At 63.6% G+C, this 13,353-nt stretch carries 13 protein-coding genes; 11 read left to right on the top strand and 2 right to left on the bottom strand.

Features of this window, described 5'->3' with window-relative positions; all coding sequences use genetic code 11:
- Positions 1-93: 93 nt before the first annotated feature.
- Together obgE and rpmA are read right to left on the bottom strand one after the other, a co-directional pair.
- Entirely contained in the window at positions 94-1,356 is a 1,263-nt protein-coding gene (obgE, locus tag VGG22_08990) for a GTPase ObgE (GenBank protein HEY1728493.1), read from the bottom strand.
- A gap of 19 nt (positions 1,357-1,375) precedes the next feature.
- Positions 1,376-1,648 (bottom strand): 50S ribosomal protein L27, encoded by a 273-nt coding sequence (gene rpmA, locus VGG22_08985; GenBank protein ID HEY1728492.1) that lies wholly within the window; start codon positions 1,646-1,648, stop codon positions 1,376-1,378.
- Positions 1,649-1,713: 65 nt separating this feature from the next.
- Here rpmA and fabF point away from each other — a divergent pair, with 65 nt between their 5' ends.
- The 11 genes from fabF to VGG22_08930 are packed head-to-tail and all read left to right on the top strand — an operon-like array spanning position 1,714 to position 13,353.
- Positions 1,714-2,982 carry a beta-ketoacyl-ACP synthase II gene (fabF, locus tag VGG22_08980; protein HEY1728491.1) on the top strand — a complete coding sequence of 423 codons (1,269 nt, stop codon included), beginning with the start codon at positions 1,714-1,716 and terminating at the stop codon, positions 2,980-2,982.
- A gap of 26 nt (positions 2,983-3,008) precedes the next feature.
- On the top strand, positions 3,009-3,728 hold the full coding sequence (gene rnc, locus VGG22_08975; protein HEY1728490.1) for a ribonuclease III: 720 nt from the start codon (positions 3,009-3,011) through the stop codon (positions 3,726-3,728).
- The gene (gene smc, locus VGG22_08970) at positions 3,725-7,330 is read left to right on the top strand and encodes a chromosome segregation protein SMC (GenBank protein HEY1728489.1); all 3,606 of its coding nucleotides are present in this window, start codon (positions 3,725-3,727) and stop codon (positions 7,328-7,330) included. Before rnc ends, smc begins: the two co-directional genes overlap by 4 nt.
- Complete coding sequence (gene purH / locus VGG22_08965) at positions 7,317-8,900, top strand: bifunctional phosphoribosylaminoimidazolecarboxamide formyltransferase/IMP cyclohydrolase (protein HEY1728488.1); 1,584 nt, start codon at positions 7,317-7,319, stop codon at positions 8,898-8,900. Before smc ends, purH begins: the two co-directional genes overlap by 14 nt.
- Positions 8,900-9,175, top strand: a complete 276-nt coding sequence (locus VGG22_08960; protein ID HEY1728487.1) for a hypothetical protein — start codon at positions 8,900-8,902, stop codon at positions 9,173-9,175. The genes purH and VGG22_08960 overlap by 1 nt, the downstream gene beginning before the upstream one ends.
- Before the next feature lie 41 nt (positions 9,176-9,216).
- Positions 9,217-9,597, top strand: coding sequence for a VOC family protein (locus VGG22_08955; protein ID HEY1728486.1), 381 nt, complete (start codon positions 9,217-9,219; stop codon positions 9,595-9,597).
- Positions 9,519-10,877 (top strand): histidine--tRNA ligase, encoded by a 1,359-nt coding sequence (gene hisS / locus VGG22_08950; GenBank protein HEY1728485.1) that lies wholly within the window; start codon positions 9,519-9,521, stop codon positions 10,875-10,877. The genes VGG22_08955 and hisS overlap by 79 nt, the downstream gene beginning before the upstream one ends.
- Positions 10,874-11,314, top strand: coding sequence for a biotin/lipoyl-containing protein (locus tag VGG22_08945; GenBank protein ID HEY1728484.1), 441 nt, complete (start codon positions 10,874-10,876; stop codon positions 11,312-11,314). The genes hisS and VGG22_08945 overlap by 4 nt, the downstream gene beginning before the upstream one ends.
- A complete protein-coding gene (locus VGG22_08940; GenBank protein HEY1728483.1) occupies positions 11,299-11,892 on the top strand; it encodes an SIS domain-containing protein in 594 nt (197 codons plus the stop codon). Before VGG22_08945 ends, VGG22_08940 begins: the two co-directional genes overlap by 16 nt.
- A gap of 40 nt (positions 11,893-11,932) precedes the next feature.
- The gene (gene rfaE1, locus VGG22_08935; GenBank protein ID HEY1728482.1) at positions 11,933-12,868 is read left to right on the top strand and encodes a D-glycero-beta-D-manno-heptose-7-phosphate kinase; all 936 of its coding nucleotides are present in this window, start codon (positions 11,933-11,935) and stop codon (positions 12,866-12,868) included.
- The gene (locus VGG22_08930) at positions 12,865-13,353 is read left to right on the top strand and encodes an adenylyltransferase/cytidyltransferase family protein (GenBank protein HEY1728481.1); all 489 of its coding nucleotides are present in this window, start codon (positions 12,865-12,867) and stop codon (positions 13,351-13,353) included. The genes rfaE1 and VGG22_08930 overlap by 4 nt, the downstream gene beginning before the upstream one ends.

The following is a 13,353-nucleotide window of genomic DNA, read 5'->3' as shown; positions in this document are numbered from 1 at the left end:
CGCGCCCCCCATGCTTCGCATGGCGCCCCCAAAAGCGCGAGCCCGTCGTCATTGCGAAGAAGTAAGCATTCCCCGTCGGGGCTCGCAACAACATTAGCTGTACGTAAACTCGGTCGCACCGATGCGCACGGTGTCGCCTTCACGGATACCCATCTCGCGCAAACGCTTCTCGACGCCGAGCCGCGCGAGGATCCGTTCGAATCGTCCGAGTGCTTCATCGTTGTCGAAATCGGTCTGCTCCGCGAGTCGCTCGATGCGGTCACCGCTGATCACGTAAACGCCGTCCTCGATGCGAATGGCGAACGCCTCTTTCGCACGCAACATGATGCGCGGCGGTTCCGGCGCCAATACTGGCACCTCGGGACTGCGCCGAATCTCTTCCCACGCCGCGTAAATCAGCTCGCGGACGCCGTTACCCGTCACCGCGGAGATCCCGCGCAGGCCTTCGATCGACGACGACAGTGCTTCGAAATTCGCGCGCGCTTCGGGGACGTCGAGTTTCGAGATGCAGACGATCATCGGCTTCTCGAGCAGCGCGGGACTCCAGGCGCTCAGCTCGTCCTCGATCGTTTTCTTGCTGGCCAGAATTTCGTCCGGTGAATGCGTGCCGTCGATCAGATGAATCAGCACGCGCGTGCGCTCGACGTGGCGTAAGAAGCGATCGCCGAGACCTGCGCCCTCATGCGCGCCTTCGATCAATCCCGGGACGTCGACCATCACGAACGACTGGAAGTCATCGACGCGTACGACGCCGAGCTGCGGTTCGAGGGTCGTGAACGGATAGTCCGCGACTTTGGGACGCGCCGCCGAGACGACGGAGAGCAGCGTCGACTTTCCCGCATTCGGAAGTCCGACGATGCCGCAATCGGCGAGCAGCTTGAGCTCGAGGCGCAGCTCGGCGCTCTCCCCGTTTTCGCCGAACTGTGCGAAGCGCGGCGCTTGCCGCGCCGCGGTCGCGAAGTGTTGGTTCCCCAGACCCCCCTTGCCGCCGCGCGCGATAACGAGCCGCTCGCCGGGGACCGCGAGGTCGGCGATCCGCCGGACGCGCGGGGCATCGGGCTCGCCTTCATCTTTATAGACGATCGTCCCGACCGGGACGCGGACGATCAGGTCGGCTCCGGCCTTGCCGGACTTGTTCGAAGTCCCGCCCGGGCGCCCGGACTCGGCCGCAAAGTGCTTTTTGAAGCGAAAATCGACCAACGTCGAGAGCCCGGGGTCGGCTTCGAGGGTGACGTCGCCGCCCTTACCGCCGTCACCGCCGGCCGGACCGCCCTTGGGGACGTATTTCTCCCGCCGCCACGCGACAATGCCGTCCCCGCCCTTTCCGGCGGCGACGGTTATCGCGACTTCGTCGATAAATTGCGTCTAGCCGGCCTTAGGGAAGGACGTTGACGTGCTTGCGGTTCCGGGCATTCGTGAACTCGACACGACCCGCGACGAGCGCGAAAATCGTGTGGTCCTTACCGATGCCGACGCCCTTGCCGGGGTGGAACCGCGTCCCGCGTTGCCGGACGATGATGTTTCCCGGGATGACCGCCTCGCCCCCAAAGCGTTTCACGCCCAACCGCTGCGAGTTGGAATCGCGGCCGTTGCGGGTCGAGCCCGCACCCTTCTTGGAAGCGAATAGCTGGAGGTCGAAAACGAACATAGCCGAGCGAGTATAGCAGGGCACCGGGAGGGGGCGCAACCGCACCGGCTTAACTTGCGGGCGTTTTGTACAAACCCACCGAGCCTCTGCAGAGACGCCGCGTCGTCGTTACCGGGATGGGGGCGATCACGCCTATCGGGAACAGCCGCGAGACGTTCTGGGACGCTTTGATTGCCGGGCGGAGCGGGGTAGGCCCGATCACGGCGTTCGATCCCTCGCAGCTCCGCGCCCGAATTGCAGCCGAGATCAAAGACTTCGATGCCGATGCGATGATCGGCAAACGTGAGGCGCGGCGCATGGACCGGTTCGCGCAATTTGCGATGGTCGCAGCCGACGAAGCGATCGCCGACGCCAAGTTCCCTGACGATCAAGATCTGCGCAATCGCACCGGGTCGCTGGTCGGTACCGGGATCGGCGGCATCGTCACGATTCAAGAGACCACGTTCAAGGTCGCCGAGTCGAAAGATATCTCGCGCGTCTCGCCGTTCTTCATTCCGATGCTGATGTCCAACGCAGCCGGCGCGCAGATCTCGATGAAGTACCGTTTGCGCGGTCCGCTTTACGCCGTTTCCAGCGCCTGCGCGAGCGCCAACGACGCAATGGCGTCCGCATTCGATGCGATCGCGCGCGGATCGGCCGATGCGGTGATTACAGGCGGCGCGGAAGCGACCGTCATCTCGATTGCCGTCGGCGGATTCGATTCGATGAAAGCGCTTTCGACGCGGAACGACGAGCCTGAACGCGCCAGCCGTCCGTTCGATCGCGATCGCGATGGATTCGTGCTGGGCGAGGGCGCCGGCATACTCGTCTTCGAGGAGCGCGATGCTGCGATCAAACGCGGCGCCAAGATTTACGCTGAAGTACTGGGTTACGGGCAGTCCGCGGACGCGTTCAATCTCGTGCAGCCCGATCCCGACGGGATCGGCGCGACGTTTGCGATGCGACGCGCCCTCGAAAGCTCGCAGTTGTCTACCGGTGACATCGACTACATCAACGCGCATGCGACCTCGACGCCGCTCGGCGATCCCTCGGAGAGCGCCGCGATCGAGAAAGTCTTCGGCGACGACGCCATGCGCCTCGCAGTTTCCTCGACCAAGAGCATGCACGGGCATTTGCTCGGTGCCGCGGGCGCGATCGAGGGGATCGCAGCGATCCTCGCGGTCGAGCGCGATATCATCCCGCCCACGATCAACCTCGAGAATCCCGACCCCAGATGCCGGCTCGATTACGTTCCGAACGTTGCGCGCAAGACGCGCGTGCGGGCTGCGATGTCGAACGCGTTCGGGTTCGGCGGTCACAATACGGTCGTGATCTTTGGAAAGCACGCAGCGTAGCACTGGACCCGCGCGAGGGAACGCTGATGGCTGGTGAGGCGCGCCGCCGGCGCCTGCGTACGCTGCTTCGAACGAGTGGACTCACGCGGATCAAATCCGCGGCGGTCGACCGCGCCTTCGTGCACGATAGCGCCGTCCTCGTCGAGCGGCTCGTCGACGCGAACGCCAGCAATCAGCGGCTGGAATTTCTCGGCGACGCCGTGCTCTCGCTGGTCACCGCGCGCTGGCTTTACGTGCGCTATCCTGACGAGCGTGAGGGTGAGCTCACCCGCCGTCGCGCGGCGCTCGTGAACGACGCGATGCTCGCACACACCGCGCGGCGCCTCGGCTTCGGTGACGTTCTGGTCCTTGGCGTAGCAGAGGCCGCGGCCGGCGGCGCCGAGCGCGAGTCGATCCTGGCCGGCGCGTTCGAGGCATTCATCGGGGCGCTCTATTTGGAAGCCGGGCTCGCGACCGCCGAGCGCTTTGTGGTGCGCCAGCATCTTACAAACGTCGAGCACGCCGAAATGGCGTCGGCCGACCCGAAGACGGCGCTGCAAGAGCTGACGCAGGCGCGGATGGGAACGATGCCCATCTACGTTGATGCGGCGAGCGGTCCGGCGCATAGCCGCACCTTCACGTCGCGCGTGCACGTACGCGGTCAGTTGCTCGGTGAGGGAATCGGCAGCAGCAAGAAGGCGGCGCAACGCGCGGCCGCGCAAATTGCACTCAGCGTGCTATCGGCCGAGGACCAGGCGAATCCGTGAGACTCAAACAGCTTAGAGTCTTCGGTTTCAAGACGTTCGCAGAACCACTCAAGCTCGATTTCGAGCCTGGGATCACTGCGATCGTTGGTCCGAACGGTTCGGGGAAATCGAATCTCGTCGACGCAATTCGTTGGGCGCTCGGCGAACAAAGCACGAAACAATTGCGCTCGAATCGCACCGACGACGTAATCTTCGCCGGCAATACGAAGCGCAAACCGCTGGGTATGGCCGAAGTCTCGCTCGTTTTCGACAACGAGGACCGGCATCTGCCGGTTGACTTCAATGAAGTCGAGATTTCTCGTCGCGCCTACCGCGCCGGCGAAATCGAATATTATCTCAACCGTTCGCACGTGCGCTTGCGCGACGTCATGGACGTGCTCATGGGCAGTGGGCTCGGACCAGGCTCGTATTCGATCGTTTCGCAAGGACACATCGACGAGATTCTCTCGTCAAAGCCCACCGAACGGCGCGCGCTTTTCGAAGAAACCGCGGGCATCGCGCGCTTTCTTGCGCGTAAGAACGAGGCGTTACGCCGTCTCGAGCACACGGAAGTCAACGCGATTCGCATCAGCGATCTGATCGCCGAGCTCGAGCGCCGCATCCCCGAGCTCGACACGCAAGTTCGACGCGCCAAGCGCTTCCGTCGCGTCTCGACACGCGTGCGCGATCTCGAGCTTCTGTCGTACATGCGCGCTAGCAAGAGCCGTCGCGAGGAACGCGATAGCGTTCGCAACGGACTCGGTAAGCTCGACGAGCGACAAGCCGGCGCCGCAGCCCGTGCCGCGGCGCTGGCCGCCGATCTCACAACCCTGCGTACGTCGCTCTATCGTCACGAGCTCGCACTCGAGGAACAGCGCGTTGCGGCGCAGGAGGCGCGCGCGAAGCTTGCCGATCTGCAAACCGCGCTTGCCGCGACGCACGCCCGGCGCGAAGCCCTCGAAGCCCAGAGCAGCGCTTCCGTTGCCGACGAAGCGCGCGCCCAAGCCGAACGCGGACAGCTCGAGAACACGCTGCGAACCTTGTCGGCGCAAATTGCGCCGCTAATGGTTCGCGTCGACGAAGAGCGCGCGATCGAGGTTCGCATTACTGCGGCGCTGGCGCAAGCGCGCTCGGCGCTCGATGCCGCGTTCAACGCGCTGCGCGCGTTCGAAACTGCTGCCGCCGAGAAGCTCGCAAGTGAGGCCGAACGCCGGGCGACGATTGCGAGCGCCGATCGTGAGATCACCCGCTTCGGCGATGAACTGGGGCGCCTGCGTGACGCACGCCGCAGCATCGAAAGCAATGTCGCATCTTCGCGCGAGCGTTTTGCAACCGGCGAGCGTGAGCTGGCCGCGCTCGAGCGCGATCTCCAGGCCCGCGCGACCGCGATCGCGACGCTCGACGTCCAAGTGCAAACGGATGCCGACCGCATCGACACGCTGCAAACGCAATTCACGGAATTGCACGGCGCGGTCGCGAGCGATGAAGCGCGTCTGCACACGATCGAAGAGCTCGAGCATTCGCTCGAGGGTCATGTTCCCGGAACCCGTGCCGTCATGGAGGCCTCGTCGCGCAGCGAGCTGCACGGCGTGCGCGGTGTCGTTTCGCAGCTGCTGCAAGTCGACGAACGCTACGCGCAAGCGCTCGATGCCGCGTTCGGTAATGGCCTCTCGCACATTGTCGTCGAGACTGAAGGCGATGCGGAACGCGCGATCGCGCTTCTGACCGAACGCGAGCTTGGACGCGCGACGTTCTTGCCGCTCGACGGGCTACGCGCACGCAAAGGACACGAGCTGGGAGCTCGTGCGGGACGTGCCGGCGTCATCGGCTATGCGCACACCTTGGTGCAAACGCAGCCGCAGTACGCCGGTATCGTGGCTTTCTTAGTCGGCCGTACGCTGGTCGTCGAGACGCTTGCAACGGCGCTCGCGCTCGTGCGCGAGGAAAATTTCCGCGATGCGATCGTCACGCTGGCCGGCGAACGCATCGAGGACGGCGGCGCGATCACCGGCGGGCGCTTCACGCGCGAGCGTTCGATTCTGGCGCGTGCGGCGCAAGCCGAAACGCTTCGTCGAACGCTGCCCCAGCAACGTACACGGCTCGAATCGCTCGAGCGCGAGATCGATGAAGCGACGGCAGCCGCGGAATCGAGCGCCGAGCGCCGCGAAGCCGCACGCAAAGCTCATGGCGACATGCTGGTTGCCGTTACCGATGCCCGCACGCGCCTCGAAGCTCTGAATGCGGAGATCGAGCGGCTTGACAGCGAGATCACGGCCGAGGCTGCACGCGAAACCGGCGTTCAAGAACAAATCGATCAAGTGCGTGCGCGCAAGACTGCGATCGAGCGAACGCTCGAAGCTGCCGGCGGACTCGATGAGGGTGCCGAGCGCAAACGTTTGGAAGCCGAGCTCGAAGGCGCTCGCGAGTTTGTAACCCGCAACGAGGCCGAGCAGCAACAAGCCGCGGCAACGCTGTCGCGCGCGCGTGAAGAAGCCTCGACCGCGCAAGCCGAGCGCGACGCCGCGCAGGCGCGTCTCGCGATGCTGGATCAAAACGCGCAACGCGCGTCAGACGCTCGCTCGTCGACGGTGCGCGAGATCACCTCACTGGTCGAGCAGCAAAACGCACAGGAGCGCGAGGTCACGGCGCTCGAGCGCGCGGTCGTCGACGCGGATGGCAAATTCGCTGCTGCCCGCACCGAACGCGAACGTCTTTCTGATCGCGGGATGGTGCTCGACGGCGAGCAACGCGGCGCCGAGAGCGAAGAGCGCGAGATTGCTGCGCAAGGCGAAGAGGCGCGCACGCGTTTGGCGCAGATCGACGCCGAGCTTGGAATGCTGACCGCGCAGTTCGCACAAAATCCCGCGACCGAAGACGAGCTGCGCGACGTCGAGTCGCGTTACATTCAAGAGTCGGACGAGATTCTCGAGGAGCTTCCGCGCTTGCGCGAAGAGCTCGCGCGGCTCTCGGCCAACGTCAACCTGAACGCCGAATCGGAACGCGATGAGCTTGCGCAGCGCGAGACGTTCCTGCGCGAGCAGATCGACGATTTGGCCCGCGCGCGTGAAACCTTGCTCGCGACGATTCGTGAAATCGAACTCTCGACGCAATCAGAGTTCAATGCGACGTTCGAAAAGGTCGCGGCTGCATTCGCGGAGATGTTCAAGCGCCTTTTCCCCGGCGGCGAGGCGCGTATGTGGCAGACCGAGCCCGAAAAGCTTTCGGAAAGCGGAATCGAGATCTCGGTACAACCGCCGGGCAAGAAGATGACGCCGCTGCAGTCGCTCTCGGGAGGCGAACGCGCCATGACGGCGGTCGCACTGATCTTTGCGTTGATCGCAACGCGCCCGTCGCCGTTTTATCTGCTCGACGAAGTCGATGCGGCGCTCGACGAGACGAATGTGGATCGTTTCTCCGCGATGGTTCGCGACGTCGCGCACCATGCGCAAATCGTGATCGTCACGCACAACAAACGCACGATGGATCTCGCGCAACGGCTCTACGGCGTGACAATGGCCGAGCCGGGCATCAGCTCGATCGTCTCGGTCGCGCTCGACGAAGCTCCGGCGGCGGCCGCGGGCGAACGACTCCCGGCAGCACGCCGGGAGAGTGCGATTGCGTGATCGTCACGTGCAGAAGGGCGCAGCACTTTTCTCGGTCTACGACCGCACCGGCGCAGCGGAGCTTGCCCGCGCCCTAGCCGCGGCCGGCATTCCGATCTATGCGACCGGCGGAACGCGCGCGCATCTGATCGAGAACGGCATCGACGCACGCGACGTCGTCGAGCTTACCGGCTTTCCATCGTTGTTCGACGGACGCGTCAAGACGCTGCACCCGAAAGTGTTCGGGGCGATTCTTTCGGATCGCCGTAATCCCAAACACAACGAGGAAGCCACGCAATACGAGATTCCACAGCTCGACTACGTCGTCGTAAATTTATATCCGTTTGAAAGGACGGTCGCGCGTTCGGGCGCATCGCTCGAAGAAGCGCTCGAACAGATCGACATCGGCGGCGTCGCGCTGATTCGGGCCGCAGCCAAGAATTTCGAAAACGTCACGGTCCTCTGCGATCCATCGCAATACGGAGAGATCGCAACGTCGCTTCCCGGCGGCGTTGACTCGACGGACCGTAAACGTCTGGCGACGCGCGCTTTCGAACGGACCGCGGAGTACGATTCGGCGATCGCGCGTTATCTCGAAGCGGGTATGATCGCAAGCGAGTTGCCGGGTTCGCTCGCCCTGACGGTTCCCGTCGCGCAGCCGCTACGCTACGGCGAGAACCCGCAGGACCGCGCGGCGTTCTATCTCGAGCGCGAACGGACGCTCCCCGAGCAGCTGCACGGCAAGGAGCTTTCCTATAACAATTTGCTCGATCTCGATGCGTGCTTGCGGCTCTTGGCGCGCGCGCCGATCGCCTTTCCTCCCGGCACGATGCCTTCGCGAAAACGGCTTCATCGCGTCGCGATCGTCAAGCACACGATTCCGTGCGGCGTCAGCGAGCAGGAGCATGTTGCGGGTGCGATCCGGCATGCCCTCGACACCGATCCGGTTTCTGCATATGGGGGTATCATCGCTAGCGATGGGACGATCGATGTCGCGGGAGCAGAAGCGCTCGGCGAGTTCTTCTTGGAAATCGTGGCCGCACCGGATTTCGAGCCTGCCGCGCTCGAGGCGCTTCGGCGAAAAAAAAATCTTCGCGTTATGCGTTATGCCAAAGAGCTGCCGGATCAATTGATGACCGAGCTTCAAGTCCGTAGCGCTCTGGGCGGCGTCCTTGCGGAGGATCGCGATCCAAAAGCCGTCCCCGAACGATGGGAAGTCGTCAGCAAACGTCAACCGACCGGTGACGAGTGGCTCGATCTTGCTTTCGCGTGGGATGTCGTCCGGCACGTAAAGAGCAACGGGATCGTCATCGTTCGCGATCGCACCGCACGCGGGATTTGCGCAGGACAAACGAACCGCGTCAGCGCGGTGAAGATCGCTGCGCATCGCGCCGAAGACAATGCGCAAGGCTCGGCCTGCGCGAGTGACGGCTACTTTCCGTTTCCGGATGGGTTGCTCGCGGCCGCCGACGCAGGCTGTACCGCGGTAATCGCACCCGGCGGGTCGATTCGCGACAATTTCGTCATCGAAGCCGCGAACGCGCGTGGCGTGGCACTCGTGTTTTCGAACTACCGGTACTTCTTGCACTGATGCGATTCGCAGCGTTCATCGTACGCTTCCTCGCGTACAGTCTGGTGCTTTGGGTTGCGTATGCAATCGCGCAGGCAGAGTGGACGAACGCGAGTCTGGATCTCAACGATGCGCTCACGGGGCTCCACTCGCTGGGTATCGCGGTTCTTACGGTCGCGCCGCTCGTATTGGCGATCGTTGCGATCGTTGCTCGGCCGGTGGCGATATTCGTGCTGTTCTACCTGGTCGGAGCCGTCGTGACCGCACCGTTCGCATTGGCAAGGTTTGGAGGCTAAGCCCCGAAAGCGCGGTCTCGGCGAACGAGAAGGAGAAAAGCGTGGCTCGTTATCTGCACACTTCGATTTTCGTGAACGACATGACGCAATCGATCGACTTCTATACGAAAAAGCTCGGATTGAAGCTGCTCGACGGTCCCGTGCACTATCCGGGAAACGCGGACATGGCGTTCGTTGGTGATAGTTGGGATGCGTATATCGAGCTGGTATACGATCTCGAGGATCATCCACCGTACGAAGTCGGAAGTCGTTACGAGCATCTTGCTCTCGAAGTCGCCGACGTTCCGGCGACGATCGAGCGCCTGCGCGGCGCCGGCGTGCGCATCGTCAAAGAGCCGAAGAAATCTCCGAGCGGTACGCGCACGATTGCGTTCGTCGAAGACCCGAACGGAATTCCGATCGAACTCTTGGAGCCTCGCTAATCGAGATCGCGGCCCCGCGCGGAACGCAGGACGTCTATCCGCCCGAGAGTCGCCGCTGGGAAGCGTTCGAGTCGGCGGCGCGCGAGCTTGCGGCGCGATTTGGTTACGGCGAGATTCGCACGCCGATGTTCGAATCGACCGACCTCTTCGTTCGCGGCGTCGGCGAGACCACCGACATCGTCGAAAAAGAGATGTACACGTTCGACGACAAGGGCGGACGTTCGATGACGCTGCGCCCGGAATGGACGGCACCCGTCGTTCGAGCTGTCTTGCAGCACAATTTGCTGGCGCAAGGTCCGCAGCGTTTGTTTTACATCGGCCCGTTCTTCCGGTACGAGCGTCCGCAAGCCGGCCGGTATCGCCAAGCCAATCAGTTTGGGATCGAATGCTTCGGTTATGCGGGTGCGGAGGCCGACGTCGAGGTGATGCAGCTTGCGATGTTGCTTTTACGGCGTTACGGCCTGGCGGACGCGACGCTGCGGATCAATTCGATCGGCGATGCAGTCTGTCGTCCCCATTATCGCGAGGCGCTGCTCGCATATTTTCGTCCGTTTGCCGGGCAGCTCTCGGCCGATTCTCGCGCGCGCCTGGAACGCAATCCGATGCGCATCCTCGATAGCAAGGATCCCGAGGATCAAAGGCTCGTGCAAAACGCGCCGACCTTCCTGGATCAGTTGTGCGACGCATGCGATGAGCACTTTGCCGAAGTCCGCGGGTATCTGGATGCTCTAGGTTTACCGTACGTCGTCGACCCGCGAATCGTGCGCGGCTTCGATTACTACACGCGTACGGTGTTCGAGATCGTCTCGCCGTCGCTGGGAGCGCAGAACGCGGTTTGCGGCGGCGGCCGCTACGATGGGCTCGTCGAGTCCCTGGGCGGTCCGGCGACGCCGGCAGTCGGATTCGGCATGGGCGAGGAACGCTTCCTTATGGTAGCGCGTGCGCACGAGGCCGAAGCGCCTCGTGAAGGCCTGCAAGCGATTGCATTGGGGGACGCCGCGCGCGCGTGGCTGACGCCCGTCGTCGGCGCGCTGCGTTCTCGCACCGATACGGGTCCCGTGCACATGGATTTTGCATCGCGCCGAATCGCGGCCCAGTTCAAAATCGCCGACCGAAACAACGCGCGCTGGGCGCTTATCGTCGGTGACGATGAGCTCGCGTCCGGAAGCATCGTCGTTCGCGATCTCGATGCGCGCAGCGAGCAACGGCTGGAGGTCGGCGTCGGAGGCGAAGCCACGGTCGTAGCCGGCGCGATTGTCTCCGCGATCGGAGCCGCGTGAGCGACGACACCAAAGATATCGAAGCGCTGGCCGCAATCGCGCGCGAGTTCGATCTCGATGCGGTTCGCGTGCGCGTCGGAAAGCGCGAGATCGAGGTCGTGCGCCGCAGTCCGCGCCCATTTACGGCTGCGGCGCCGGTGCAAACGGCTGCGAACGCACAAGCTCCGGCCCCCGGCGGCGGCCCCGTCGCATCGGCCCACACGAAAAAAGTTACGGCGCCGCTCGTCGGTGTGTTCTATCGCGCGGCCGCACCGGGCGAAGAGCCGTTCGTGAACGTCGGCGACCGGGTCGAAGCCGGCGATACGGTATGCACGCTCGAAGCGATGAAGATCTTCAACGAGATCACGACCGATTTCGCGGGGACGATCGTGCGCGTCGTCCCGGAGAATGGCGAGCTCGTTGCGCTCGGAGACGATTTATTTTGGATCGAGCCATGATGGGCGAGCGGCGTGATTTCCGCACGCTGCTCAACGATCGCCGCGGCCTTCTCGAAGCTCCACATTATCAAGGGCAAGTCGAAGCTATCGCGCAGGCCATCATCACCGCATTCCGCAGCGGCAAGAAAGTGCTGTGGTTTGGGAACGGCGGCAGCGCTGCCGACGCGCAACACCTTGCAGCCGAGTTCAGCGGCCGCTTCTTACGTGAACGTCCGGGTTATCCGTCCGAATCGCTCTCCTCGAATCCATCGGCCGTGACCGCAATCTCAAACGACTTCGGATACGAGAACGTTTTCGCGCGGCAAGTCGAGGCCTTTGCGCAGCCGGGCGACGTCGTCGTCGGAATTACGACCAGCGGAAACTCACGCAACGTCATGTTCGGACTCGATGCGGCCAAGCGGCGTGGTGCGCTTGCAATTGCGTTCACCGGTAACGGCGGCGGTAAGGTTGCGGAGATCGCCGACTTGATCTTGATGGGACCGGACGGCTATTCCGCGATCATCCAAGAAGTCCACATTACGATGGGCCACATCGTCTGCGACCTCGTCGACCAAGCGCTATCGCATGGCCTCGGCTGAACCTCTGGCGCCGCCCAGCGCGCGCGAACTTTTCGCGCGCATGCGCGGCAAACGGATCCTCGTCGTCGGCGATCTGATGATCGATGAATGGATTTGGGGAGACGTCTCGCGCATCTCGCCCGAAGCGCCGGTTCCCGTCGTAAAGGTCGGACGGCACACGTTCACCCTGGGCGGAGCCGGAAACGTCGCCAATAACTTGCGCGCGCTCGGCGCTTCGGTAGCGTTCGTCGGGGTCGTCGGCGACGACAGCGAGGGAATTCGCGCCAAGGAGATGTTTGCGGCGCTGGGCGTCGATGCGAGCGGTGTGTTGCAGGTCGCGAACCGTCCGACGACGCGCAAGACGCGGATCGTCGCGCACAATCAACAAGTCGTGCGGGCCGATTGGGAGACGACCGTTTCGCTTTCCGCCGCTGAGGGTGCGCGCGTCGTCGAACAAGTCCAAAAACGCGTCGGCGACGCCGACGCGGTCGTGCTCTCCGACTACGCAAAAGGCCTGCTCTCGCGTCCGATCGTCGAGGCCGCGCTCGTTGCGCCGGTCGTCGTCGCCGATCCTAAGCCCGCAAATATCGACTTATTTGCCGGCGTCACATGCGTTGCCCCGAACTCTGCGGAGACGGCGCAAATCATGTCGATGCCCGTCGATTCCGACGTGGCGCTCGAGCGCGCTGCGCGTGATTTGCTGCTGCGCCTGAGTTGCAAGTACGTGCTCATCACGCAGGGCGAACACGGCATGACGCTCTACGGTCGCGACGGCGAACATCTCACGGTCCCGGCTGCGGCGCGAACCGTGTTCGACGTCAGCGGTGCCGGCGATACCGTCGTCGCGGTGCTCAGTTGCGCGCTCGCGGCCGGTGTGACGATTCATTCGGCGATGCAGCTGGCGAATTTCGCGGCCGGCGTCGTCGTCGAAAAGCTTGGAACGGCAACGGCCTCCCCCGAAGAAGTCGTCGCGCTGCTTGAAGCGAGCGAACGGTGAGCGAAGGTTCGCGCATCCTCACACCGGATGCGGCTGCGGCATGGCGCGACTTGCAGCGCGCCAACAAACGCATCGTGGTTTTCACCAATGGGGTCTTCGATCTGATTCATGCCGGACACGTCGGCTATCTCGAGTGGGCGCGAGCCCAAGGCGACGCGCTCATCGTCGGTCTCAATAGCGACGACTCGACGCGCAGGCTCAAAGGCCCCGCGCGGCCGTTCGTTCCGTTCGACGATCGCGCGCACGTGCTCGCCGGCCTGCGTTGCGTTGATGTGGTCGTCGGTTTCGGCGAGTTGACGCCCGAGACGATCCTCGATCGCTTGCGTCCCGACATTCACGTCAAGAGCGCACAGTACCGGATCGAAGACCTACCGGAACGAATCGTCATCGAGCGATTCGGCGGACGCATCGTTCTTGCGCCGCACGCCTCCGGGAAGAGCACGACCGATCTCGCGGCGCGAATCATCGACCGCCAAGGCGGTTAA

It is taken from the genome of Candidatus Baltobacteraceae bacterium (assembly GCA_036489885.1).
In the GTDB taxonomy this organism is placed as follows: Bacteria; Vulcanimicrobiota; Vulcanimicrobiia; order Vulcanimicrobiales; family Vulcanimicrobiaceae; genus JAFAMS01.
This window is presented reverse-complemented; position numbering and strand designations above follow the sequence as displayed.

What these genes read in the sequence shown, in the direction of transcription:
- VGG22_08960 (HEY1728487.1), top strand. Translation starts at nt 8,900, where the DNA reads ATGCGATTCGCAGCGTTCATCGTACGCTTCCTCGCGTACAGTCTGGTG.
- rfaE1 (HEY1728482.1), top strand. Translation starts at nt 11,933, where the DNA reads ATGCGCGGCAAACGGATCCTCGTCGTCGGCGATCTGATGATCGATGAA.
- rnc (HEY1728490.1), top strand. Translation starts at nt 3,009, where the DNA reads ATGGCTGGTGAGGCGCGCCGCCGGCGCCTGCGTACGCTGCTTCGAACG.
- rpmA (HEY1728492.1), bottom strand. Translation starts at nt 1,648, where the DNA reads ATGTTCGTTTTCGACCTCCAGCTATTCGCTTCCAAGAAGGGTGCGGGC.